This is a genomic window from Pseudomonas nitroreducens, assembly GCF_024170165.1.
Classification (GTDB): domain Bacteria; phylum Pseudomonadota; class Gammaproteobacteria; order Pseudomonadales; family Pseudomonadaceae; genus Pseudomonas; species Pseudomonas nitroreducens_C.
In genome coordinates, this window is sequence record NZ_JALJXP010000014.1 from 121,171 (window position 1) to 141,599 (window position 20,429).

General features: G+C 65.7%; 21 protein-coding genes. 12 read left to right on the top strand and 9 right to left on the bottom strand.

Annotated elements, in window-relative coordinates; genetic code table 11:
• The first annotated feature begins 27 nt into the window (after positions 1 to 27).
• The 7 genes from tadZ to J2T47_RS24490 are packed head-to-tail and all read left to right on the top strand — an operon-like array spanning position 28 to position 7,139.
• On the top strand, positions 28 to 1,212 hold the full coding sequence (tadZ, locus tag J2T47_RS24460) for a type 4b pilus Flp biogenesis protein TadZ (protein ID WP_253452645.1): 1,185 nt from the start codon (positions 28 to 30) through the stop codon (positions 1,210 to 1,212).
• Positions 1,209 to 2,456 carry a type 4b pilus Flp biogenesis ATPase TadA gene (gene tadA, locus J2T47_RS24465; RefSeq protein WP_253452647.1) on the top strand — a complete coding sequence of 416 codons (1,248 nt, stop codon included), beginning with the start codon at positions 1,209 to 1,211 and terminating at the stop codon, positions 2,454 to 2,456. Before tadZ ends, tadA begins: the two co-directional genes overlap by 4 nt.
• On the top strand, positions 2,453 to 3,340 hold the full coding sequence (locus tag J2T47_RS24470) for a type II secretion system F family protein (protein WP_253452649.1): 888 nt from the start codon (positions 2,453 to 2,455) through the stop codon (positions 3,338 to 3,340). Before tadA ends, J2T47_RS24470 begins: the two co-directional genes overlap by 4 nt.
• Before the next feature lie 10 nt (positions 3,341 to 3,350).
• The gene (locus J2T47_RS24475) at positions 3,351 to 4,259 is read left to right on the top strand and encodes a type II secretion system F family protein (protein ID WP_253452651.1); all 909 of its coding nucleotides are present in this window, start codon (positions 3,351 to 3,353) and stop codon (positions 4,257 to 4,259) included.
• A complete protein-coding gene (locus tag J2T47_RS24480; RefSeq protein ID WP_253452653.1) occupies positions 4,256 to 5,053 on the top strand; it encodes a tetratricopeptide repeat protein in 798 nt (265 codons plus the stop codon). The genes J2T47_RS24475 and J2T47_RS24480 overlap by 4 nt, the downstream gene beginning before the upstream one ends.
• A 19-nt stretch (positions 5,054 to 5,072) precedes the next feature.
• Positions 5,073 to 5,354 carry a DUF3613 domain-containing protein gene (locus J2T47_RS24485; protein ID WP_081517529.1) on the top strand — a complete coding sequence of 94 codons (282 nt, stop codon included), beginning with the start codon at positions 5,073 to 5,075 and terminating at the stop codon, positions 5,352 to 5,354.
• Between the two features lie 18 nt (positions 5,355 to 5,372).
• Entirely contained in the window at positions 5,373 to 7,139 is a 1,767-nt protein-coding gene (locus J2T47_RS24490) for a pilus assembly protein TadG-related protein (protein WP_253452655.1), read from the top strand.
• A 24-nt stretch (positions 7,140 to 7,163) separates the two neighbouring features.
• Here J2T47_RS24490 and J2T47_RS24495 read toward each other — a convergent pair whose 3' ends face one another.
• Together J2T47_RS24495 and J2T47_RS24500 are read right to left on the bottom strand one after the other, a co-directional pair.
• Positions 7,164 to 8,000, bottom strand: coding sequence for a response regulator transcription factor (locus tag J2T47_RS24495; RefSeq protein ID WP_253452657.1), 837 nt, complete (start codon positions 7,998 to 8,000; stop codon positions 7,164 to 7,166).
• Between the two features lie 150 nt (positions 8,001 to 8,150).
• Positions 8,151 to 8,630 (bottom strand): prepilin peptidase, encoded by a 480-nt coding sequence (locus J2T47_RS24500; RefSeq protein ID WP_301295678.1) that lies wholly within the window; start codon positions 8,628 to 8,630, stop codon positions 8,151 to 8,153.
• Positions 8,631 to 8,904: 274 nt separating this feature from the next.
• Here J2T47_RS24500 and J2T47_RS24505 point away from each other — a divergent pair, with 274 nt between their 5' ends.
• Together J2T47_RS24505 and J2T47_RS24510 are read left to right on the top strand one after the other, a co-directional pair.
• Positions 8,905 to 9,375, top strand: coding sequence for a TadE/TadG family type IV pilus assembly protein (locus J2T47_RS24505; protein ID WP_253452659.1), 471 nt, complete (start codon positions 8,905 to 8,907; stop codon positions 9,373 to 9,375).
• 8 nt (positions 9,376 to 9,383) lie between these two features.
• Complete coding sequence (locus tag J2T47_RS24510; protein ID WP_253452661.1) at positions 9,384 to 12,164, top strand: PAS domain-containing sensor histidine kinase; 2,781 nt, start codon at positions 9,384 to 9,386, stop codon at positions 12,162 to 12,164.
• A 74-nt stretch (positions 12,165 to 12,238) separates the two neighbouring features.
• Here J2T47_RS24510 and J2T47_RS24515 read toward each other — a convergent pair whose 3' ends face one another.
• The 3 genes from J2T47_RS24515 to J2T47_RS24525 all read right to left on the bottom strand — a co-directional run bounded on the left by J2T47_RS24515 (position 12,239) and on the right by J2T47_RS24525 (position 15,528).
• Positions 12,239 to 13,711 (bottom strand): inorganic phosphate transporter, encoded by a 1,473-nt coding sequence (locus J2T47_RS24515; protein ID WP_253452662.1) that lies wholly within the window; start codon positions 13,709 to 13,711, stop codon positions 12,239 to 12,241.
• A gap of 285 nt (positions 13,712 to 13,996) precedes the next feature.
• Positions 13,997 to 14,212, bottom strand: coding sequence for a hypothetical protein (locus tag J2T47_RS24520; RefSeq protein WP_017519376.1), 216 nt, complete (start codon positions 14,210 to 14,212; stop codon positions 13,997 to 13,999).
• 239 nt (positions 14,213 to 14,451) lie between these two features.
• Complete coding sequence (locus tag J2T47_RS24525) at positions 14,452 to 15,528, bottom strand: sigma-54 interaction domain-containing protein (RefSeq protein ID WP_253452665.1); 1,077 nt, start codon at positions 15,526 to 15,528, stop codon at positions 14,452 to 14,454.
• Positions 15,529 to 15,751: 223 nt separating this feature from the next.
• On the opposite strand from J2T47_RS24525, the gene J2T47_RS24530 reads away from it, so the two are divergent.
• The gene (locus tag J2T47_RS24530) at positions 15,752 to 16,060 is read left to right on the top strand and encodes a PsiF family protein (RefSeq protein WP_045209676.1); all 309 of its coding nucleotides are present in this window, start codon (positions 15,752 to 15,754) and stop codon (positions 16,058 to 16,060) included.
• A gap of 182 nt (positions 16,061 to 16,242) precedes the next feature.
• On the opposite strand, the gene J2T47_RS29280 is transcribed toward J2T47_RS24530, so the two are convergent.
• The 3 genes from J2T47_RS29280 to dmeF form a co-directional block, all read right to left on the bottom strand.
• Entirely contained in the window at positions 16,243 to 16,377 is a 135-nt protein-coding gene (locus J2T47_RS29280) for a hypothetical protein (protein WP_301295679.1), read from the bottom strand.
• Between the two features lie 79 nt (positions 16,378 to 16,456).
• Positions 16,457 to 17,386, bottom strand: coding sequence for a pseudouridine synthase (locus tag J2T47_RS24535; protein ID WP_253452666.1), 930 nt, complete (start codon positions 17,384 to 17,386; stop codon positions 16,457 to 16,459).
• Between the two features lie 98 nt (positions 17,387 to 17,484).
• Complete coding sequence (gene dmeF, locus J2T47_RS24540) at positions 17,485 to 18,441, bottom strand: CDF family Co(II)/Ni(II) efflux transporter DmeF (protein ID WP_253452669.1); 957 nt, start codon at positions 18,439 to 18,441, stop codon at positions 17,485 to 17,487.
• 60 nt (positions 18,442 to 18,501) lie between these two features.
• On the opposite strand from dmeF, the gene J2T47_RS24545 reads away from it, so the two are divergent.
• Positions 18,502 to 18,777 carry a metal/formaldehyde-sensitive transcriptional repressor gene (locus J2T47_RS24545; protein WP_253452670.1) on the top strand — a complete coding sequence of 92 codons (276 nt, stop codon included), beginning with the start codon at positions 18,502 to 18,504 and terminating at the stop codon, positions 18,775 to 18,777.
• A 12-nt stretch (positions 18,778 to 18,789) separates the two neighbouring features.
• On the opposite strand, the gene J2T47_RS24550 is transcribed toward J2T47_RS24545, so the two are convergent.
• On the bottom strand, positions 18,790 to 19,020 hold the full coding sequence (locus J2T47_RS24550) for a DUF2789 domain-containing protein (RefSeq protein ID WP_253452672.1): 231 nt from the start codon (positions 19,018 to 19,020) through the stop codon (positions 18,790 to 18,792).
• A 168-nt stretch (positions 19,021 to 19,188) separates the two neighbouring features.
• Between J2T47_RS24550 and J2T47_RS24555 the strand changes: the two genes are divergently transcribed.
• Positions 19,189 to 20,391, top strand: coding sequence for an MFS transporter (locus J2T47_RS24555; RefSeq protein ID WP_253452674.1), 1,203 nt, complete (start codon positions 19,189 to 19,191; stop codon positions 20,389 to 20,391).
• The last annotated feature ends 38 nt before the right edge of the window (positions 20,392 to 20,429 follow it).

Below are 20,429 nucleotides of genomic sequence, written 5' to 3' on the forward strand. Positions count from 1 at the left end.
GGCAAGGCGAAGCAAGGGAGCACGGGCATGAGTCAGACTTTCGTGGCGCTGGTCCAGCATCCCGGCGAGCAGGAGTGGTTGCAGAGCAGCCTGGCCGGCTGCGGGCAGGTGGTTCTGGCCAATAGCGGAACCCTGGAAGAACTGCTGTCGCTGCTCGATGTCACTGGCGCGACAGTCCTGTTCACCAGTCTGAACAAGGCCAACCTGGTCTCCCAGGGCTCGCTGATCGAGGGGCTGGTCTCGGCCCGTCCGCTGCTCTCGGTCGTCGCCGTTGGCGATGGCCTGGACAACCAGCTGGTGCTGGCCGCCATGCGCGCCGGAGCGCGGGACTTCGTCACTTACGGCGCCCGTGCCAGCGAACTGAGCGGGCTGGTCCGCCGTCTCGGCGGGCGCTTGCCCACGGTGCCCGTGAGCGCCACCCAGCAGGGCGAACTGATCAGCCTGATCAGCGCCCGGCCCGACGCCGACGGTGCCTTCGTCGCACTGCATCTGGCCCTGGCACTGCAACGCCAGGCGGACCATCGCGTGCTGCTGGTGGACATCGGTCAACCCACCGGCGAGGCCCTGGCGATCCTCGGCATGGAGCCGTCATTCACCTTCGCCGATGCGCTGCGCAACCTGCGCCGCCTGGATCAGACCCTGATCGACAGCGCCTTTGCCCGTCACGAATCCGGTCTGCGCGTGCTCAGCCTGTCGGACGAACCCGGCGTGCTGGAGCGCATCACCACTGCCGAGCTGTACCTGCTGCTGGGCAACCTGCGCAGCGCCTTCAGCCATATCCTGATCAACCTCACCGGCGTTGCCGAAGGCGAGCTCAGCGGCCAGCTGCTGATGCAGGCCAACCGCGTGCTGTGGCTGGTGGACCAGAGCGTGCCGTCGTGCAAGAAGGGCCTGGAGCGCCTGCGCCGCCTGCGTGAACGCACGCCCGCGCTGCCGCGCATCGAGTTGCTGATCGAGCGCTACTGGCCGTCGGTGCCGCCGGATGCTCCCGCCCTGGGCAAGATGTTCGGCCTGGAACTCTTCGGTATCCTGCCTGCCTCGCCGGAGGCCCGCCTGCGCGCCAAGAACGTCGGCCAGAGCCTGTTCGACCTGGCCCCGCGTGACCCGCTGACGGTGAAGCTGCGCGACCTGGCCGAGGCGCTCGGCGCAGGCGTGGCCGAGAAGCGCGGGCTGCTGCGCTGGATCGGCCGGGCGAAGGCCGCGCGTTCATGAGCCAGCACTACGGCGGCGGTCACGGCCGCCACGACCAGGACCTGCAGACGCTGAAAATGCGCCTGCACCGCTACATCATCGACGAGATCGACGAAGACGGCATGAACCTGCTGGAGGGCGCGCGGCCGGCGGTGGCGCAGTACGTCTCCGAGAAGGTCAGCGAGTACGCCTCGCGCCGCCAACTGGCGATCTCCCGCTATGAACTGGACCGCCTCGCCGAAGAGGTGGTGGACGAACTGACCGGCTTCGGTCCCCTGGAAATCCTCCTGCGCGATCCGGGCGTCTCGGAAATCCTGGTCAACGGCCCGGACCGGGTATTCATCGAGCACGAAGGCCGGCTGTACCAGAGCGACCTGCGCTTCATCGACGACCATCATGTACAGCGGGTGATCCAGCGCATCCTTGCGCCCCTGGGCCGGCGCCTTGACGAGTCCAGCCCGATGGTGGACGCGCGCCTGCCCGACGGCAGCCGGGTCAACGCGATCATCCCGCCGGTGGCGCTGGACGGGCCCTGCCTGTCGATCCGCAAGTTCAGCAAGGAGCTGCTCAAGAGCGCCGACCTGCTGGCCTACCAGAGCGTCGACGAAGCCATGCTGGCGTTCCTCCGCCAGGCGGTGGCGAGCCGCTGCAACATCCTCATCAGCGGCGGCACCGGCACCGGCAAGACCACGCTGCTCAACGTCATGAGCAGCTTCATCGACGAACGCGAGCGTATCGTCACCATCGAGGACACCGCCGAACTGCAGCTGGGCCACGACCACGTGGTGCGACTGGAGACCCGCCCGCCGAACGCCGAGGGCTTCGGTGAGGTGACCGCCCGTGACCTGATCCGCAACGCCCTGCGGATGCGCCCGGACCGCATCATCCTCGGCGAAATCCGTGGCGTCGAAGTACTCGACGTACTGCAGGCGATGAACACCGGCCACGACGGGTCGATGAGTACCGTGCACGCCAACTCGGCCATGGACTCGCTGCTGCGCCTGGAGATGCTGGTGGGCCTGACCGGCCAGCGCGTGCCGGAGCAGACCCTGCGGCAGATGCTCTGCTCGGCGCTGGACATCATCGTGCAGATCACCCGCCTGTCCAACGGCCGCCGTTGTGTCAGCGAGATCCTCGAGGTACTCGAGGTACGCGACGGCGTCTACGTCACCAATTCGCTGTTCAGCCTCGACCGGCGTGGCACCGGGCAGTTCGTCCGCACGGCCCAGCCGGGCGGCATCAAGTTCCGCCAGGTGCTGCTGTGAGCGGCGCACTCTGGCTGGTCGTGGCCAGCCTGGCGCTGGCAGCGCTGGGCATGGGGCTGGCGGGCATGAGCTGGCGCGCCCGGCACCACGAACTGGTGATGCGCCGTCTGAGTGGAGAGAACGTGGTCGCCGGAGCAGGGCGCGTCCGCAGCAGCCACTGGCTGGCGCGGCGCATGCGACGTGCCGGCATCTCCGACATGCGCGGCTGGGTGCTGGGAGCCGTGGTCGTCTGTCTTGTGCTGGGGCTGTTCGGACAGCGCCTGGGCGGGCCGATAGCCGCGCTCTGTGGCGTCGGGGTGGGAGTGCTCGGCTTCCATGCACTGCTCAACCTGCTGTACCGGCGTCGCCTGCAGAAAATGATCCGGCAGATGCCCAACTTCCTCGACCAGGTGGTACGCAGCCTGCACTCGGGGCGAACCCTGGGGGATGCCATCACCCAGGCGGTGAACGCAGCCGACGACCCGCTGCGGGAAATCTTCTCGCTGGTGAACAACCATGTGCTGCTGGGCATCAGCCTGCCCGAGGCGCTGCAGGAGGTGGCGGAGCTCTACGACGTGGAAGAACTGCATGTGCTCTCCCTCGGTGTGGCGGTGAACCACCGCTACGGCGGCAACACCACCGACCTGCTGGAGAACATCATCAAGGTCATCCACGAGCGGGAGAAACTCGGGCGCCAGCTGCGCGCGATGACCGGCGAAACCCGCATGAGCGCCCTGGTGCTGGCCCTGCTGCCGGTGAGCCTGGGTGGCTACATCCTGTTCAGCAACCCGGGCTACCTGATGAACATGTGGCAGGACCACGGCGGCCGCCTGATGCTGCTGACTTCCCTGGGGTTGCAGGTGCTGGGGTGCTACACGCTCTGGCGCATGCTCAAGAGCATCTGAGGAGGCCGGCATGCCCCTGATGTACGGATTGATGGCGGTGATCCTGGCCCTGGCGGCGATCCTCCTGCTGCTCTCGCAGAGCCGCACGGCCGGTCGCGAACAGCGCCTGATCGAGCAGCGCCTGGGTGGCGATGCAGCGCCGCACGGTGCTGGCCAGCGCATGGCACGGGCATTCGACCGCATGAGCGACAGTGGCCTGGGGCGGCGTCTGCAGCTGCGCGATGAGGAAGTCCGGCTGTTGCTCAACCAGGCTGGCTGGTCCGGCAGCACGCCGCGGCGCATCTACCTGATGTCGATATTCCTGGTTCCCCTGCTGTTCGTGGCCATCGTACTGGTGGTCCTGGCCACGCCGGGACATGCCCATATCTCGCCGCTGCTGCCCTTGTCCTTCGCCGCCGGAATCGGCTTCCTGCTGCCCAAGCGGGTGCTGGCCTACTTCGCCGGCAAGCGCCGGCAGCGCCTGGCGGACGAGGTGATCCTGTTCATCCAGCTGATCCGCATCCTTTTCGACTCCGGCCTCACGGTGGAGCAGAGCCTGCGAGTGGTCAGCCGGGAAGGGCGGAGCATCGTGCCGGTGCTGGTGGAGGAACTCGATGGCGTACTGGCGCATGCCGAAAGCGGCCTCGACCTGGCGGATGAGCTGGAGCTGCTGAGCAAGCGCCTGGCGGTGGGAGAACTGAGCGACTGCTGCAACGTACTGCGCCAGATGCTGCGCCAGGGCGGCAGCGCTCGCGGATCGCTGCTGACGCTCAAGCAATTGTTCGAGGACCGCCGCCTGACCGGCCTGCAGGAAAAGGTCAGCAAGATGTCGGCGAAGATGAGCCTGGTGATGATGACGCTGCTGTTCCCGGCGCTGCTGATCATCCTCGCCGGGCCCGGCTTCCTCGCGATCACCAAGGCCCTGGGGAGAATGGGATGAGAAACGCGTGCTTGATCGGCCTGCTGGGCCTGACCCTCGGCGGCTGCGCCAACTTCGACACCCTCGGCGGGCCGAGCGTCGGGCAGAACTGCGACGAGAAGCTCGGCCAGGCGGTGGAGCTGCAGCTCAACCTGGCCCGCGAGATGCTGGACAACGGCCGCGCCCACGCCGCCCTGGCCAACCTGGAAACCCTGCCGCCGAACTCGCTGGAAGTGCGCGAAAGCAAGGCGCTGGCCCTGCGCCGCATCGGTGATCCCAAGGCGCGCATCGTCTACGAAGGGCTGCTGGGCACCTGCAAGTCCGCCGAGGCCCACCATGGCCTGGGGCAGATCGCCATGCGCGGCGGCAATACAGTGGAAGCCGAGCGCGAGCTACGTGAAGCGGCGCGCCTGCAGCCCACCGACAGCGCGCTGCGCAACGACCTGGGTTACGTCCTGCTGCGGCGCGGCGAGCTGGAGAAGGCGCGCTTCGAGTTCATCACCGCCATGGAGCTGAACGAGCACGACAAGCTGCCGGCCACCAACCTGCTCAGCGTCATGTTCATCCAGGGCGAGAACAGCGAGGCCAGCCGGTTGATCCAGAGCGTCGGGCTGTCCGCCGACCAGGTCCGCGCGGCCCAGGACCAGGCGAAGGACCTGCGCCCGGTGAGCCCCGCCAGCCCGGCCAGCCAGCCGGCGGTGCAGGCCGAAAGCGTGAGTTACGTGGACGAGCCGGTGGACGACGTACACCCGGCTCAGGTCGTGTCGACTCCGGCGGTGGCGCGCGACGCCAAGCTGCTGGTCAAGGCCCGCTGAGGTGGGCAGGGAGGGAAGGATGAAGACATGGATTCTGGCCGGCGCACTGCTGGCGACGCCGATGCTGGCCCAGGCGGTGGAGACCACCCACACCGAAGCCGGCACCACCGCTCGTGACCAGCAGGAAGTGCTGACCTGGCTGGACCTGCAGAGCAGTGGCAAGGCCGCTTCGGCCCACCGGCAGAGCGCCACACCGGCCGAGCGAGACCGCGCCTACCAGCGCTACCTGAAGAGCTATACCCACGAGATTCCCGAGTACCTGCTCGACGACAACAACGGCTTCAGCACCGACAAGAACTGATCCCTTCCGGAGGCTGCCATGGGACGTGAACGGCAGCGAGGCGCAATCGGTGTCATGGCGGCGGGAACGCTGCTGCTGGCGCTGATCTGCCTGGCCCTGGTGATCGACACCGGGCGCCTGTACTTCGAACAACGCAAGCTGCAGCGTGTGGCGGACATGGCGGCGCTGGAAGCGGCCACCCAGGGCGGTATGTGCGGCTCGCAGCTGGCCGCCGACATCCAGGGCTATGTCACCGCCAGCGCGGCGAAGAACGGCTTCGTGCCCGGCACTGGCGACACCCTGGTGGGGACGCTGGGCAGTGTCAGCTTCTCTGCCGGTTATGGCAGTGCCGATTCTCAGCGGGTATTCAGTCCCGGCGGCGACCTGGCCGATTCCGTTCGCGTGCAGGCCACGCACAGCGTTCCGTCCAGCCTGGTACTCAACGTCGCCAGCCTGTTCAGCGGGGCCTCGACTACCACCGTGCTCAATGCCAAGGCCGTGGCGCGGCGCTCGGCGATGGCGGGGATTTCCGCCGGGAGCGGTGTGCTGAGCCTGGATTCGAGCAACTCGCCGTTGCTCAATGCCCTGCTCGGCGGGCTGCTGGGCACCAACCTCAACCTGGACGTGGTGACCTACCAGGGCATCGCCGGGGCCAACGTCTCGCTGCTTGCCCTGAGCCAGCAGCTCAAGGCCGCCGGGGTGAACCTCGAACTGGGCAAGATCGACAGCCTGCTGAACGCCAACGTCACCGCCGTGCAATTGCTCCAGGCCATGGTCAATGCGGCCGACTCTTCGCAACTGGCCGGGGTCAATACGGCGCTGCTGCGCACGGCGCTGGCCACCATCAACGTGCCGACGGCGCAACTGACCCTGGGGCAGATTCTCAGCGTGGTGGCGCCGGACAGCGTGCGCGATACGGCGCTCAGTGCCGGGGTCAATATGCTTGACCTGCTGATGGCCACGGCGCTGGTGGCGAACAAGAACAACGCAGTGAACCTCGATCTGAAGGGAAAGAGCATCGCTGGAGTTGTGCCGACCGTGAAGTTATGGGTCATCTCCCCGCCGACCATCGCCTATGGGTATCCGGGCAAGGACGGCGCCGGAAACTGGCGAACAGTGGCGAAGAACGCTCAAGTGCAATTGGAGGTGGGGGCCAACGCCAACCTGCTTGGGTTGAATCTGGTGAGGCTGGCGCTGAGCCTCAAGGTGGGTGTGGCGGAGGGTTATGCCGCGCTGGACACAATTCAGTGTGGAGGCGTGGGCAAACCCGTCACGGTCAATGTGAAGGCGCGGCCGGGCGTAGCGAGCGCCAGTCTCGATGCCAATGTCAGTCTGCTCTCCGGCGCCAATGGCAGTCTGGTTGGGGTGACCATCACCAACACCGGTACGGGAGCTACAGGTAGCAGCACGTCGACGTCTACCCAATTCGCCATTCCAGGAGAGCAATCCCTCAGCTTCCTGGTCAGCAGCCCTGCCGATCTGCCCAGCGCGGTAAAAAGAGTACAGAGCCCATTGGGATCATCGCTGGGGACGGGGCTGACCAGTCTGGCGAATTCCCTGACCATCAAGGTTGAGGCAGGCGGTAACTGCAACAACATCCTCAGTTGGCTGCTGTGTACATTGAGCAGTCTGGTGAGTTCGATTGTGCAGCTTGGTCTCGATCTCACGGGGGCACTGGGTGCACTGGTCACTGCGCTCGGCCAGCAACTGATTGACCCATTGCTGGCCTTGTTGGGCATCCAGACCGGCATCCTCGACGTGCGCCTGATCGACCTCCAGACCGGCGGCGCGGAGCTGCTGATCTGAAGATCGTCAGAGGGCGAGGCGGACTCAGTGCACCGCGCTGCTCTGCGAGGCGCTGGGAGAGATGGCGAGGGCGAGCTGGGTGCGGTTGTGCATGTGCATCAGCCGCAGCACCTGGGAGACATAGAGCTTCACGGTGTTCTCGGTGATCCCCAGATCGTAGGCGATCTGGTAGTTGGTCAGCCCCTTGCTCACCAGGCGCGCCACCGCCTGCTGGCGCGGCGAGAGCTTGTTGAACAGCGGGTTGTTGACCACCGGCGTCATCTGCTCGGCGTTGCTCGGCGCTGCGCTGGCCGCAGGCTCGGGCTGTTCCTGCTTGAGCGCGCCGCTGCTGGCCGGCTGGCCGCCACCACCATGGACTTCATACTTGATCTTGTGGATATCCCGCGAGATCGAGTTGAGCGATTCGGCGAGGTACTCCAGGCGCTGATTCACATGGCTCAGGCTGAGCTGGCTGCGGATGCGCTCGTGCAGGCGCGCCTCCAGGCGCTCCAGGCCCTTGAGCAGGTCCATCGGCGCCACCGGCTTCTGGTAGTAATCGGCGACGCCGACGCGCATGGCCTCGATCACTTCCTGGCTGCCTTGCTGGCCGGTGAGGATGATGGTCTCGAAGAACCGCGTCGCGCCGGCCACGTCCTTGAGCGCCTCGACCACGCGGATGCCGTTGTCGCGCCCCAGGCCCAGGTCGCAGATCACCAGGCCGATCGAGGTGTCATCGCGGAATCTCTGCAGGGCGCTGTCCTTGCTGTCGCTGACCACGCAGCGGTAGCCGCTGTTCTCCAGCAGCTCGGAAAGCTCCGTAGTGACCTGAGGCTCGTCATCGATGACCAGCACGCTGAAACGGCGATTGGCCGTTTTTTCCATGACTGCACGCTCCTTGAAGGAATACTTCCATTATTTTTATCGTCCGGCCGTTCAATTACCCTAGCCGGATCGTCCCATCAGGCGATGGATGGTATTAACCCTTAGCATATAGTCGTTAAGTTTGGATTCTGCCAATTGTCGGAATCATTTTTATTTGAGGAGTAACAGGGTCGTCAGAAGACCGGCGAATAGCGCGAAGATGAAAGGAAATGACTTGAACTTTGACGGTTGCAGTTTGGTTAATTGCGATTTGCAATTAGCCGGTAGTTTGTCCGAATCAATCAAAAGTTTGCTGGCGAGCATCAGCGCCACACAGAACAGGCAGGCCAGCGCCAGGGTGTACAGCACCGTCAGCGGGTCGCTGGCCAGGCCCAGGGCGATCAGCAGTTTCACATCGGCCGCGCCCAGCTTGCCCAGCCAGTAGCCCGGCACGCTGAGCAGCGCCGCCAGCAGCGCGGCGATCCCTGCCGCAAGCGGCGCATGGCCGGTCAGCGTGTGGCCGGTGAACAGCAGGAACAGCAGGGCGGCCAGTGCCCCGCCCAGCGTCAGCCAGTTGCTGACCCGCAGCCGTGCGAGGTCCTGGCCGGCACAGACGGCGAACCAGCCTAGCAGGCAGAGTTTGAACAGCATCGAGAATATCCTTATTCCGCAGCGGCGACGTCGACGCAGGCCAGAGGAGTTTTAAGGTATCTCGCACTCCAGCGCCATATTGCAATTGAAGCCAGAGCTGGTCGAATTTGGCTCGTAACGTTATTCCGATAAGCCATGAGGGCGAATCGCGGAAGAGCGCCTAGTATTGCTGGAGAGCGGTATTTATCCGATGGCGAGTATCTTCAGTAAAGTTCCGTTGTGCCGACAAGTTGAACGATCATTCAAGTTGATAGTTGGTTCGGGAGTATTGCGCATGAACGGAGTCGGCGGACGTGGCACTCAACGAGGCGCGGTGGCTATCGAGTTCGCCGGCGTATTCGTCCTGTTCTTCGCAGTTCTCTACGGACTGCTCGGTTATTGCGTGCCCCTGCTGATGTTGCAGTCGTTCAACGATGCGGCGGCGGCGGGCGCGCGAGTGGCCGTCTCGGTGAATCCCCAGGCTGCCGGTGGCTACAGCGCCGCCCTGAAAGCGGCTGTGGACAGCGCGGTGACCCAGCGCCTGAGCTGGATGCCGGCGAGTTGGCGCAACGGCTGCTACAGCGGGCAGTTCATGGACACCCCGGTGACCGAGACGGTCTCGGGGCGCCAGTACACGCGCGTCAGGGTGTGCGTCAGCTATCCCTACGCCACCTCGCCCATCGTCCCGCTACTGACCCTGCCGGGAATCGGCACGGTGCCGCGCCTGCCCGACGTGCTCAGCGGCACTGCCAGCGTCCTGCTCTGAGGCACCGGATGTTCGATTTCTGGCGCTCCAGGCCGCGTGGCCAGCATGAGATGAACGACAACCCGGCGCCGAGCCGGCCCCTGGCGGCCCGCCGGCGTCCGGCGCTGCCGGTGGAAGAGCTGGCCGAGCCCGTGGTGACCGGCCACTGGGACCTGTGGCTGGAACTGGACAGCCGCGACCGCGTCATCGCCCGCGGCGGCAGCCAGGCTCACCGTCTGCTCCCGCCGGTGCCGGGTAACGGTGACCTGCCGGGCTTGGGCGACTATCTGGACCGGCGCATACCCGGCGGCATGCAGGTGTCCAGCCTGCGAGGCGGTGAGCGGCTCGACCTGGTCCTGCGCAGCACCGGCGACCTGCCGCTGGTCTGTCGCTTCCAGGCGCTCCTGCAGGCCAACGAGCACTGCCTGTTGCTGGGCACGGACATCTCTGACCTGAATTGGCAGTCCGACAGCCAGCAGCACAAGCTGCAATGCCTGAACCTCAGCAAACTGCTGCTGGCGCGTCTGCGCCACAGCTCGCAGCGCCGCCTCGGTGAGGCTGTCGGCGAGGTGCTGGAGGCATTCTGCAGCAACTTCCACATGCGCAGCATGGCCCTGCTGCTGGAGGCCCCGGACCAGAGCCTGCGGGTCTTTGCCTGCTACATACAGCCCGGTTTCGACAGCCTGCTGCGGGAAAACCTGACGCTGCCCGGCGATGAGCTGCGGGCCGCCAGCGGTGCCTGCCTGCTGGGGGTCGATGAGAGCCCCTCGGAGCTGTTGCGCACCTTGTGCTGCGCCCAGCTCTACCTGATCCCGGCCCCCGTGCGCGGTGGGCGTCTGGCCGGGTTGCTGGCCGAGCCGATGGAGCATGGCGGCAGCTGGCCAGGGCTGGCGCCGAGTGACTGGCAGTACCTGGCGGAGATACTCACCAACCTCGTCCACGAACGTACCGAACTGCATAGCCTGCGCGACAGCAGCCGGCGCCTGACCCTGCTGCAGGACATGGTGGGCGGCGGCTGGTGGCGGTTGCACGTCGACGAGGGCCAGTTCGAACTGTCGCCGGCGGTGGCGGCGAGCCTGGGGTTGCCTGCCGGGCAGTTGCAGTTGGCGTTGGCCGACCTGCTGGGCCAGTTGCACCCGGCCGATGCCGATGAGCTCAGCCTGCGCCTGCGCAACCTGCAGCCGGGTGGGCGGCTGGTCCAGGACCTGCGCCTGCGCGGCGCGGCTTCCACCCAGACGCGCCGCTGGCTGCGCCTGCAGGGCCGGCGGCAGGCGCGCGCCGGTGACCAGTTGATGGACGGCGTGCTGCTCGATATCAGCGAAGGCAAGTTGCAGGAGGAGCAGGCGCTGGCCGCCCACGCCCGGCTGCGTAATCTGATCGACAGCGCACCGGTGGTGATCTACGTGCAGCGCGTGGAGGAGGGACACCTGATCCCTGAGTTCTACAGCGAGAGCGCCGGCAACCTGCTCGGCCTCGACCTGCAGGGGCAGAATTGGCAGGCGCTGGCTGAACGGGTACACCCCGAGGACCTGGAAACCTTCCTTGACCGTGGCCGCGAGCTGCTGCGCGAAGGCCGCGTGCGCACCGAGTACCGCTTGTGCGACAGCGCCGGAGAATGGCACTGGCTGTACGACGAGGCCAAGCTGTTGCGTGATATCCAGGGCATCCCGCAGGAGGCCGTCGGCCTTTGGCTGGACGTCACCGAGCAACACCTGGCCGCATTGCAGATCGCCGAAAGCGAGGAACGCTATCGCGTGCTGGTCGAGGATTCGCCAGCACTGATCTGCCGCTACGACCCCGATCTGCAACTGACCTTCATCAACCATACCTTTGCCCAGGTACTCGGTGAGCCGGTGGACGCGCTGCTCGGCCGGCGACTCGACGAGTGGCTCTCGGAGCAGGATTGCAGCGCCCTGCGCGCACGCCTGGTGGGCGGCGGCCAGAGCACGGCGGACGATTCCTGGGAGTTGCGCTTCTGCCTTCCCGGCCAGCGCAACCTCTGGCTGATCTGGTCGGACCGGCCGTTGCTGGATGCCGAGGGGCGGCTGGTGGAAATCCAGGCCGTGGGCCGCGACAACACCGCCGTGCGCCACGCCCAGCAGCAACTGGCCCAGGGCGCGAAGATGGCCAGCCTGGGCGAGATGGTCAGCGGCATGGCGCATGAAATGAAGCAGCCGCTGCACGTCATGCGCATGTCCCTCTATAACGCCCGGCAGAAACTCGGCGAGCCCGAATACCTGAAGGAAAAGCTCGAGCGTGCCGACGCGCAGATCGACCGGCTCTCGCGGGTGATCAGCCACATGGGGGTGTTCAGCCGCAAATCGGAGCTGGAAGCCGCGCCGTTCGATCCCTACGACGCCTGCGAAGGCGCCGTCGCCCTGTTGGGCGAAAGCCTCACGCAGCAGGGCATCACCCTCGAGTGCCGGCCTCCGGCGCAACGGGTGGTGGTGCGCGGCTATGCCGACCAGCTGGAGCAGGTGCTGATCAACCTGCTGGCCAATGCCCGTGACGCCCTGTTGGGACGGGGCGACGAAGGGGCGCGCTGGGTCGGCGTGTCGCAGGAGCCCTGCGCGGACCCCGGCTGGGTGGAACTGCACGTGCGCGATAATGCCGGCGGCATCGACCCGATGGTGATCGAGCGCATCTTCGAGGCCTTCTTCACCACCAAGCCCATCGGCAAGGGGACGGGGCTGGGCCTGTCGGTGAGCCACGACCTGATCCGCAACATGGGCGGCAGCCTGTCTGTGGACAACTTCAAGGGGGGCGCGCGCTTCGTCATCCGCCTGCCGCGGCAGGTCGTGACCCTCTGAGCGCCCCGATAGCCTGGCCCGGAAATGAAAAACGCCTGCAGATGCAGGCGTTTTTCATGGAGCGCGGCGCGGGATCAGCCGATGAAGCGCGAGGACAGCCAGAACAGGCCGGCAGACAGCGCGATCGACACGGGCAGGGTCAGCACCCAGGCCATGAGGATGTTGCGGATGGTGCTGCCTTGCAGGCCGCTGCGGTTCGCCACCATGGTGCCCGCCACGCCTGACGAAAGGACGTGGGTCGTGGACACCGGCAGGCTATAGATGTTGGCCATGCCGATGGCCGCGGTCGCGGTGAGCTGCGCGGCGATGCCCTGGGCATAGGTCATGCCCTGCTTGCCGATCTTCTCGCCGACGGTGAGCACCACGCGCTTCCAGCCAACCATGGTGCCGATACCCAGCGCCAGGGCCACCGCGATGATCACCCAGAAGGGGGCGTATTCGGTGGTGCTGGTCAGGTCCTTGCGCAGCTTCTCGAGGTCGGCCTTCTCGCGGGATGGCAGCTCGGACAGCTTGCCGACCTTCTTCGCGGTGTCGTCCAGGCACAGCAGGTAGCGGCGTACCTGGACGCGCTCGTCGTCGTTCAGCTCGGTGTAGCTGGAGACGCCGTGCAGGTCGCCCAGCAGGCCCTTGAGGGTCGCTTCGGTCTGCTTCGGCTCGCAGCGGTACAGGTCGGGCATGTCCGCTTCGCCGGCCTTGCCCAGTGCGAGCATCTCGCCGAGGGTGTCGGAATGGCGGTTGTAGAACTGCTGCAGGTGGATGGCGGCGTCGCGGGTGCGCTCGATCTGGTAGGTAGTGCTGTTCAGGTCGAGGACGAACTTGGCCGGGACGATGCCGATCAGTACCAGCATGATCAGGCCGATGCCCTTCTGGCCGTCGTTGGAGCCATGCACGAAGCTCACGGTCATGGCCGAGATCACCAGCACCAGGCGGTTCCAGAATGGCGGGTGCTTCTTCTCGTCGACGTCGCGGCGGGTTTCCGGGGTCTTGTGCATCTTCGACAGCGGGTACAGCCACTTCAGGCCGATCAGCAGGGCGCCGGCGACGATGAAGCCGGCCAGCGGCGAGAAGATCAGCGACAGGCCGATGTCGATGGCCTTGCCCCAGTTGATCCCGTCGGCCACCGGTACGCCGTTGATCAGCGCATTGGCCAGGCCTACGCCGAGGATCGAGCCGATCAGGGTGTGCGAGCTGGAGGCCGGGATGCCGAAGTACCAGGTGCCCAGGTTCCAGGTGATGGCCGCGGCGAGCAGCGAGAACACCATGGCCAGACCGTGGCCGGTGTTCACGTTGATCAGCAGTTCCACCGGCAGCAGGTGGACGATCGCGTAGGCGACGCCGACGCCGCCGAGCAACACGCCGAGGAAGTTGAAGATGCCGGAGAGGATCACCGCGCGGTACGGGGACATGGCCTTGGTGTAGATGACCGTGGCCACCGCGTTGGCGGTGTCGTGGAAGCCGTTGATGAACTCGAACGCCAGGACGAATGTGAGTGCCAGCACCAGGCTGATACCCACCCAGAGATCGAGTCCGCTGAAGAGATCGAACATGAAAATTCTATGACCGGTCGGAGACGGGGCGGCGATTATGCCAGAAGCTTGGAGCACCGTATTTAGCCTGAAACGGTTTCTCCAATTTGCGCGACGCCTCGTCGCACGGCGCTTTCAGGCAGGGTGGAAAAAGCTTGCAATGCTTCCACGCGGGCCGCCGGCCCATCGGATGAGTGTTTGCAGGTCAACTGGCGGGCTCCCCCACGGAGCGCTGCTCGCCCATCGCGTCAAGACTTCCCACAACAGATTCGGGCGGGTCTTTCAGCCTGGGGCCGTACCTGCGATTTAAACGGAAGCGGCTTCCTGATCCTTTTTCAGTCTTTCTTCTTCGATTCTTTCCAGTTCCCGGTCGAAGGCCTTGTCCTGCACGCTGGGTCGCTTGCGCCAGGGTTTCTTGCCGGGTTCGGGCTGGGCGGCATAAAGGGTCACTTCGCCGCCCTGTTCATCCTTGAAACGTTGCTCCTGGCGCTCCAGTTCCGCGCGCAGTTCGTCTTTGGTCACGATCATTCCTGATGACAAATAGCTGATGACTTGAAGAGGGTGACTCGCAGCTGATGACGATGGGCCGATCGCTGGCAGTCGACATCCTGCCTGGGCGACGCCCTGCAAGTGTAGACGCTCAGCTTGCACTGGCGTGCCGGCTGCAAAAACGGCGCGGATTATAACCTTTCGCGGGGGGAGGTCGGGCGGTGATCGCCGACGGACGGTTTCAGCCCACTAGTGGCGTGGGCTGAATTACCTCAGCCGGTGCGGCCGAGGTTCAGTTCACCGATCTTTTCCAGGCGCGCGCGGACGATGTTGCGGCTGATGCCCAGCAAACGGCCGGTCTGCAACTGGTTGCCATGGCAGAAGTGGTAGGCGGTGCGGAACAGCACTTCCTCGACGTGCTCGTAGAGGTCGGGCTTGTTGCTTTCGAACAGCTCCAGCAACGCCTGTTCCAGGGTGGCCTCGACGCGGGGAGCGTGGGCATGGGGGAAGGTTTCGTGGCGCAGTGAGTCGTGGCGCGGCGAGGACGGCAGCTCGGCGAGTTGCAGGTCAGCCGGCTGCACCTGCTGGTTGCGGCACACCAGCAGGGCGTGGTGGATGGCGTTCTCCAGCTCGCGGATATTGCCCGGCCAGGTGTGACCCAGCAGCTTGCGTTCGGCCTCGGGGCTCAGGGACGCGCGGTTATAGCCCAGGCGCTGGCAGTGCTCTTCCAGGAAGAACTCGGCCAGCGGCAGGATGTCGCCAGGGCGCTCGCGCAGCGGGGGCAGACGGATGGTGGCGACGTGCAGGCGGTAGAACAGATCCTCGCGGAAATGCCCGGCCACCACGGCGTCGGCCAGATTGACGTTGGTGGCGGCGACCACCCGCACGTTGATCGGCACCGGTGTGCGCGAGCCGAGGCGCACGACTTCGCGCTCCTGCAGCACGCGCAGCAGTTTCACCTGCATGTTCAGTGGCAGGTCGCCGATCTCGTCGAGGAACAGCGTGCCGCCATTGGCCGACTCGAACCAGCCGGCCTTGCTGCTGGTGGCGCCGGTGTAGGCGCCCTTTTCGTGGCCGAACAGTTCGCTTTCCACCAGCGTCTCGGAGAACGCGCCGCAGTTGACCGCCACGAAGGGCGCGCCGCTGCGGCGGCTGAGCTTGTGGATATGTCGCGCAACCAGCTCCTTGCCGGTGCCGGTCTCGCCGATGATCAGCGCGTTGGCCTCGCTGGGCGCCAGACGCTCGATGCGGTTGAGCAGCTCCTGCGAGCGCGGGTCCTTGAACACCAGCACCGTGGCGCGGACCGACTTGGTTTGCTCGCGGGCATTGGGAAGGGTCAACAGCGACATGGCAGGTTCCTGGCGTACCGAATGGGTGGCAGCGCCATACTGCGGCATTTTTTATATTTCAAAAAATTATCAATTCGAATTTATATATAACCTTTTTCATTTTGGTGCAGTGGAAACCATCACGGGCTGGGTGGGATGACATGCTGCATCGCGGCCTGGGCCTCGCGAATGCTGGGCTGCAAGCTACGCTCAGAGTGGAAATTCCATCCTGGGAGATCACTCCATGACCACCGTTCGGATTCCGCTGCTCGTCCTGGCTCTGCTTTTTTCGGCGCAAGGCTTTGCCGCCACCGCCGCGCAGACCGCGCAGCAGGAGAAGATGAAAACCTGTAACGCCGACGCCACCACCAAGGCGCTCAAGGGCGATGAGCGCAAGGCGTTCATGAGCACCTGCCTGAAGGCTGGCGGGGGCGAAACCAAGGCGACGACGGCGCAGCAGGAAAAGATGAAGACCTGCAATGCCGATGCGACCAAGAAGGCGCTCAAGGGTGATGAACGCAAGGCGTTCATGAGCACCTGTCTGAAGAAGTGAGGGCGGAGCGCGGCAGGGCCGCGCGGGTCAGGAAAAAGGGCAGCCATGGCTGCCCTTTTTCATGGAGTCTGTTTCACCGATCCGGCGTCACAGGCCCGAGAAAACCAGCCAGGCCGTGGCCAGGGCGTAGAGGACGATCACCGCATCCATGCGCAGCGCAGGCGGGAGTCGCCGCACCAGGTTCATGTCCTGGCTACCGCGGACCAGAAGCCCTGGGCATTGCGGAAGGGCTGGCGGGCCATCTGTTCGGGACGGGTGATGCCGTCGGCACGCAGGGCGTTGACGAGGGCAGAAAAGGACTTCGCGCTGTAACTCATGATCGGGCTCCCGATGCTTTCTCTCCTTGGGGTGGAGCTATGAAAACACCTGGGCCACTATCGACGGAAATGGATCGTCTTAAGGGTGACCATCGATGAAATTGATGGAAGGCCAGGTCAGCTCCAGCTGGCTCCTGAAACGCCGTGCCTCGCCGGTGACCGGGTCGATGAACTGCAGTTGCCGGGCCAGCAGCTTCAGCGGCTTGTCGAAGTCTTCCGGTGGACGCTCGCCGCGCGGCGGTAGCGTCGGGTAGAGCGGATCGAAGCACAGCGCAGCGCCCAGGCCGGACATGTGCACGCGCAACTGATGGCGTTTGCCGGACACCGGGTGCAAGCCATAGCGCCACAGTTCGCCACGCTGCTCCAGCACTTCGATGCGTGTTTCGCTGTTGGGCTCGCCGGCCACTTCCTGCATGCGGATGAACGGATCGCCCTCGACCATCCGCGAGCGATGCACCAGCGGGAACTCCCGTTGCGGCAGCGCAGGCGCGATAGCCTCGTACAGCTTGTCGATGCGCCGCTCGCGGAACAGCGCCTGGTAGGCATCGCGGTTGTCCGGGTTGGCGGAGAACAGCACCAGCCCGGCGGTAAGCCGGTCGATGCGGTGCAGCGGCACCAGCTGCGGGTTGTCCAGACGCCTGGAGAGTCGGGCGAGGAGGGTTTCCTCGACGTACTGGCCGGCGGGCGTCACCGGCAGGAAGTGCGGCTTGTCGGCCACCACCAGGTGCTCGTCGGCATACAGGATGCTTTCCTGGAAGGGGATCGGGATTTCCTGCGGCACCTCGCGGAAGTAATGGATGCGCAGCGCTTCGCGGTAGGGGTGCTCGGGGCCGATGGGCTGGCCGTGGTTGTCCAGCACCTTGCCGCGCGCCATGCGATCCAGCCAGGTGTCGCGGCTGATCGCCGGGAAGCGCGCGCACAGGCAATCGAGCACTGTCGTCCAGGGACCGGCGGGCAGGTGCAGGATGCTGGCGCGTTGCTGGGCGGTGGAGAAGGGGGAGCTGGACATGCAGGCAGGCGACCGGGTTCGACAGGCTGCGCATTAGGCCGCAGCGGTGTGGCGGCCGTCAAAGCCGCCACGACTTCCGGTACGTTTCCCGGCTGCTCTCAGGTGGGAATCGGGTTGATCTCCACCGTGATGTGCGCCAGCTCCTCATGGACCTGCAGGCGCTGGCGCACCAGCTCGGGCGTCAGCGCGCTGCTGCTGGCGAGGCTGACGATGCAGGCGTAGCGCGACTTGCCCACGCGCCACAGGTGCAGGTCGGTGATGCGTGCCGGATACGGCAACTCGGCGACCACCTCGCGGATTTCCTCCACCACCGGGTCGTTCATCTCCGCGTCCAGCAGCACCCGGCCGCTCTGCTTGAGCAGGCCGACCGACCACACGGCTACCAGCACGGCGCCGATGATACCCATCAGTGGATCGAGCCAGGCGGCGCCCCAGATCAGGCCGCCGATCAGGGCGATGATCGCCGCCACCGAGGTGGCGGCGTCGGCCAGCACGTGCAGGTAGGCGGCGCGCAGGTTCAGGTCGTGGCCATGGTCGTGATGGTCATGGCCGTGGTGATGGTCGTGGCCATGATGGTGATCGTGGCCAGGGTGATGGTGCTCGCCGCGCAGCAGCCAGGCGCAGGCGAGGTTCACCAGCAGGCCGACGACCGCGATGGCGATGGCCTGCTGGTAATGGATCGGCGAAGGGGAGAGCAGCCGTGCGACCGACTCGAACATCATCAGCGCCGCCACGCCCAGCAGCAGGATGGCGCTGGTGTAGCTGGCGAGAATCTCGATCTTGAAGGTGCCGAAGGCGAAGCGCGCATCGCCCTTGAAACGCCGCGCCGCCACGTAGGCGAAGAACGCCAGCCCCAGCGCCAGGGCGTGGGAGCTCATGTGCCAGCCGTCGGCCAGCAGCGCCATGGAGTTGAAGATCCAGCCGCCGGCGATCTCCACCACCATCATCACGACGGTCAGCAGCGCGGCGCGCAGGGTATTGCGCTCGGCCAGGGGGTTGCCTTCATGGAACTGGTGGTCGTGACGACCGTCTTGCGGGTGGGCGGCGTGCTGCATGATGATGGTCCGTAGGATCAGTCTGGATACTATACCCCAGTATACCTTTGGAGTTTTGACGTGGGACATACCATCAAGGACCAGAAGAAGCTGCTGACCCGGGTTCGGCGCATCAAGGGCCAGAGCGAGGCGCTGGAACGGGCGTTGGAGGCGGGCAGCGAATGCGCGGCGATCCTGCAGCAGATCGCCGCCATCCGTGGTGCGGTGAACGGCCTGATGGCCGAGGTGCTCGAAGGTCACCTGCGCGACCACCTGGGTGCCGAGGACCGCACGCCGGCGCAGCGCCACGAAGACCTGGAACAGGTCATGGGCGTGCTGCGCTCCTATTTGAAGTAAGCGCCCGCCGAATCAGTTCGACAGCCGCACCGCCAGCTCGTCGGCCTCCTCGGTCCAGTCCGAATCCTGCTGCAGCGCCTCGCGCAGGAACTGTGCCTGGGCCTTGTTCCAGAACGGCGCCTCCGGCAGCTTCTGGCCCTCGGCGAGGCGGTGGCTGCCGAGGAAGGCATCGATGTCCTTGCGCCCGTCGGGCAGGCCCAGTTGCTTGAACAGGGCGCTCAGGCTGTGCTGGCTGGTATCCATGAGGATCTCCTGGGTTGACGTGGGCGCGCCACCACGGCGCGCGGCAATGCAACAACTATAGGAGCCCCTGCCGGCGGGCAAGGTTCGGATTGGCAAGTCGAGCGGAAATAGATAGCCTGCTTTCAATCGTTCCCGTGCATGCTCCACCACCCACCGTCAGGCCCGTCCATGAGCTCGTCCGAGCAGCGAACTGCCTCTGTCACCCTGCGCATCCTCGCCACCGTCTTCTTTACCTTCGTCCTGTTCCTGAGCATCGGTCTGCTGCTGCCGGTGCTGCCCGGTTTCGTCCATGAGGGCCTGGGTTATTCCACCGTGGTTGCAGGGGGGGTGATCGGCCTGCAATACATTTCCACCCTGGTCTCGCGGCCGCTGGCGGGCTACCTGACCGATACCTACGGCGCCAAGCGCGCCGTGCTCCAGGGCCTGGGCGTGCTGGGCTGTGGCGGTGTGCTGGTGCTGGTTTCCACCAGCCTGGAATCGGTGGCCTGGCTGAGCCTGATCCTGCTGCTGGGCAGCCGCCTGCTGTTCGGCCTGGCCCAGGGGTTGCTGGGTATCGGCACGGCGAGCTGGGGCATAGCCCTGGTGGGCACGCAGAACACCGCCAAGGTGATTTCCTGGAACGGCATCGTCAGCTATGGCGGCATCGCCATCGGCGCGCCGCTGGGGGTGATGATGTCGGCGTCGGTCGGCCTGTGGAGCCTGGGCGTGAGCATCCTCGTGCTCACCGCGCTGGGCTGGCTGGCGGCCCGCGGGCGCGACGAGGTGCCGACCATCTCCGGCACGCGCATGGCCTTTCACGCCGTGCTCGGCCGCGTGCTGCCCTACGGACTGTGCGTGATGCTGGGCTCCATCGGCTTCGGTACCCTGGCGACCTTCATCACCCTCTATTACGGCAGCCAGGGCTGGGTGAATCCGGCCTGGTGCCTGACCGCCTTCGGCGTCTGCTTCGTCGGCGCCCGGCTGATCTTCTCCGGCATGGTCAATCGTTTCGGCGGTTTCGCCGTCGCGGTGGTCTGCCTCGGCGTCGAGGTCTTCGGCCTGCTGCTGCTGTGGCAGGCGCCGGGGCCGGGTTTTGCGTTGCTCGGCGCGGCGCTTACCGGCTGCGGCCTGTCGCTGGTCTACCCGTCTCTGGGCGTCGAAGCGGTCCTGCGCATCCCGGCCAGCAGCCGCAGCGCCGGGCTGGGCGCCTACGCGCTGTTCTTCGACCTGGCCATGGGCATTGCCGGCCCGCTGATGGGGCTGGTTGCCGCCGGCCATGGCTACGCGTCGATCTTCCTGGTCGCTGCGGGGCTGGCGGCTTGCGGGTTCGTCATCTGCTTCGGGTTGCTTCGTTTCACCAAGCAGCAGCACGAGGAATTGCCCAAAGCGTGAGGCTCAGGGTGCGTAGGAGCGGACTTTGTCCGCGATCG

Bases quoted from the DNA above. Each gene is read 5' to 3' on its own strand.
- tadZ (WP_253452645.1), top strand. From the start codon at position 28: ATGAGTCAGACTTTCGTGGCGCTGGTCCAGCATCCCGGCGAGCAGGAG.
- tadA (WP_253452647.1), top strand. From the start codon at position 1,209: ATGAGCCAGCACTACGGCGGCGGTCACGGCCGCCACGACCAGGACCTG.
- J2T47_RS24475 (WP_253452651.1), top strand. From the start codon at position 3,351: ATGCCCCTGATGTACGGATTGATGGCGGTGATCCTGGCCCTGGCGGCG.
- J2T47_RS24480 (WP_253452653.1), top strand. From the start codon at position 4,256: ATGAGAAACGCGTGCTTGATCGGCCTGCTGGGCCTGACCCTCGGCGGC.
- J2T47_RS24485 (WP_081517529.1), top strand. From the start codon at position 5,073: ATGAAGACATGGATTCTGGCCGGCGCACTGCTGGCGACGCCGATGCTG.
- J2T47_RS24490 (WP_253452655.1), top strand. From the start codon at position 5,373: ATGGGACGTGAACGGCAGCGAGGCGCAATCGGTGTCATGGCGGCGGGA.
- J2T47_RS24495 (WP_253452657.1), bottom strand. From the start codon at position 8,000: ATGGAAAAAACGGCCAATCGCCGTTTCAGCGTGCTGGTCATCGATGAC.
- J2T47_RS24500 (WP_301295678.1), bottom strand. From the start codon at position 8,630: ATGCTGTTCAAACTCTGCCTGCTAGGCTGGTTCGCCGTCTGTGCCGGC.
- J2T47_RS24505 (WP_253452659.1), top strand. From the start codon at position 8,905: ATGAACGGAGTCGGCGGACGTGGCACTCAACGAGGCGCGGTGGCTATC.
- J2T47_RS24510 (WP_253452661.1), top strand. From the start codon at position 9,384: ATGTTCGATTTCTGGCGCTCCAGGCCGCGTGGCCAGCATGAGATGAAC.
- J2T47_RS24515 (WP_253452662.1), bottom strand. From the start codon at position 13,711: ATGTTCGATCTCTTCAGCGGACTCGATCTCTGGGTGGGTATCAGCCTG.
- J2T47_RS24525 (WP_253452665.1), bottom strand. From the start codon at position 15,528: ATGTCGCTGTTGACCCTTCCCAATGCCCGCGAGCAAACCAAGTCGGTC.
- J2T47_RS24530 (WP_045209676.1), top strand. From the start codon at position 15,752: ATGACCACCGTTCGGATTCCGCTGCTCGTCCTGGCTCTGCTTTTTTCG.
- J2T47_RS29280 (WP_301295679.1), bottom strand. From the start codon at position 16,377: ATGAGTTACAGCGCGAAGTCCTTTTCTGCCCTCGTCAACGCCCTGCGT.
- J2T47_RS24535 (WP_253452666.1), bottom strand. From the start codon at position 17,386: ATGTCCAGCTCCCCCTTCTCCACCGCCCAGCAACGCGCCAGCATCCTG.
- dmeF (WP_253452669.1), bottom strand. From the start codon at position 18,441: ATGCAGCACGCCGCCCACCCGCAAGACGGTCGTCACGACCACCAGTTC.
- J2T47_RS24550 (WP_253452672.1), bottom strand. From the start codon at position 19,020: ATGGATACCAGCCAGCACAGCCTGAGCGCCCTGTTCAAGCAACTGGGC.
- J2T47_RS24555 (WP_253452674.1), top strand. From the start codon at position 19,189: ATGAGCTCGTCCGAGCAGCGAACTGCCTCTGTCACCCTGCGCATCCTC.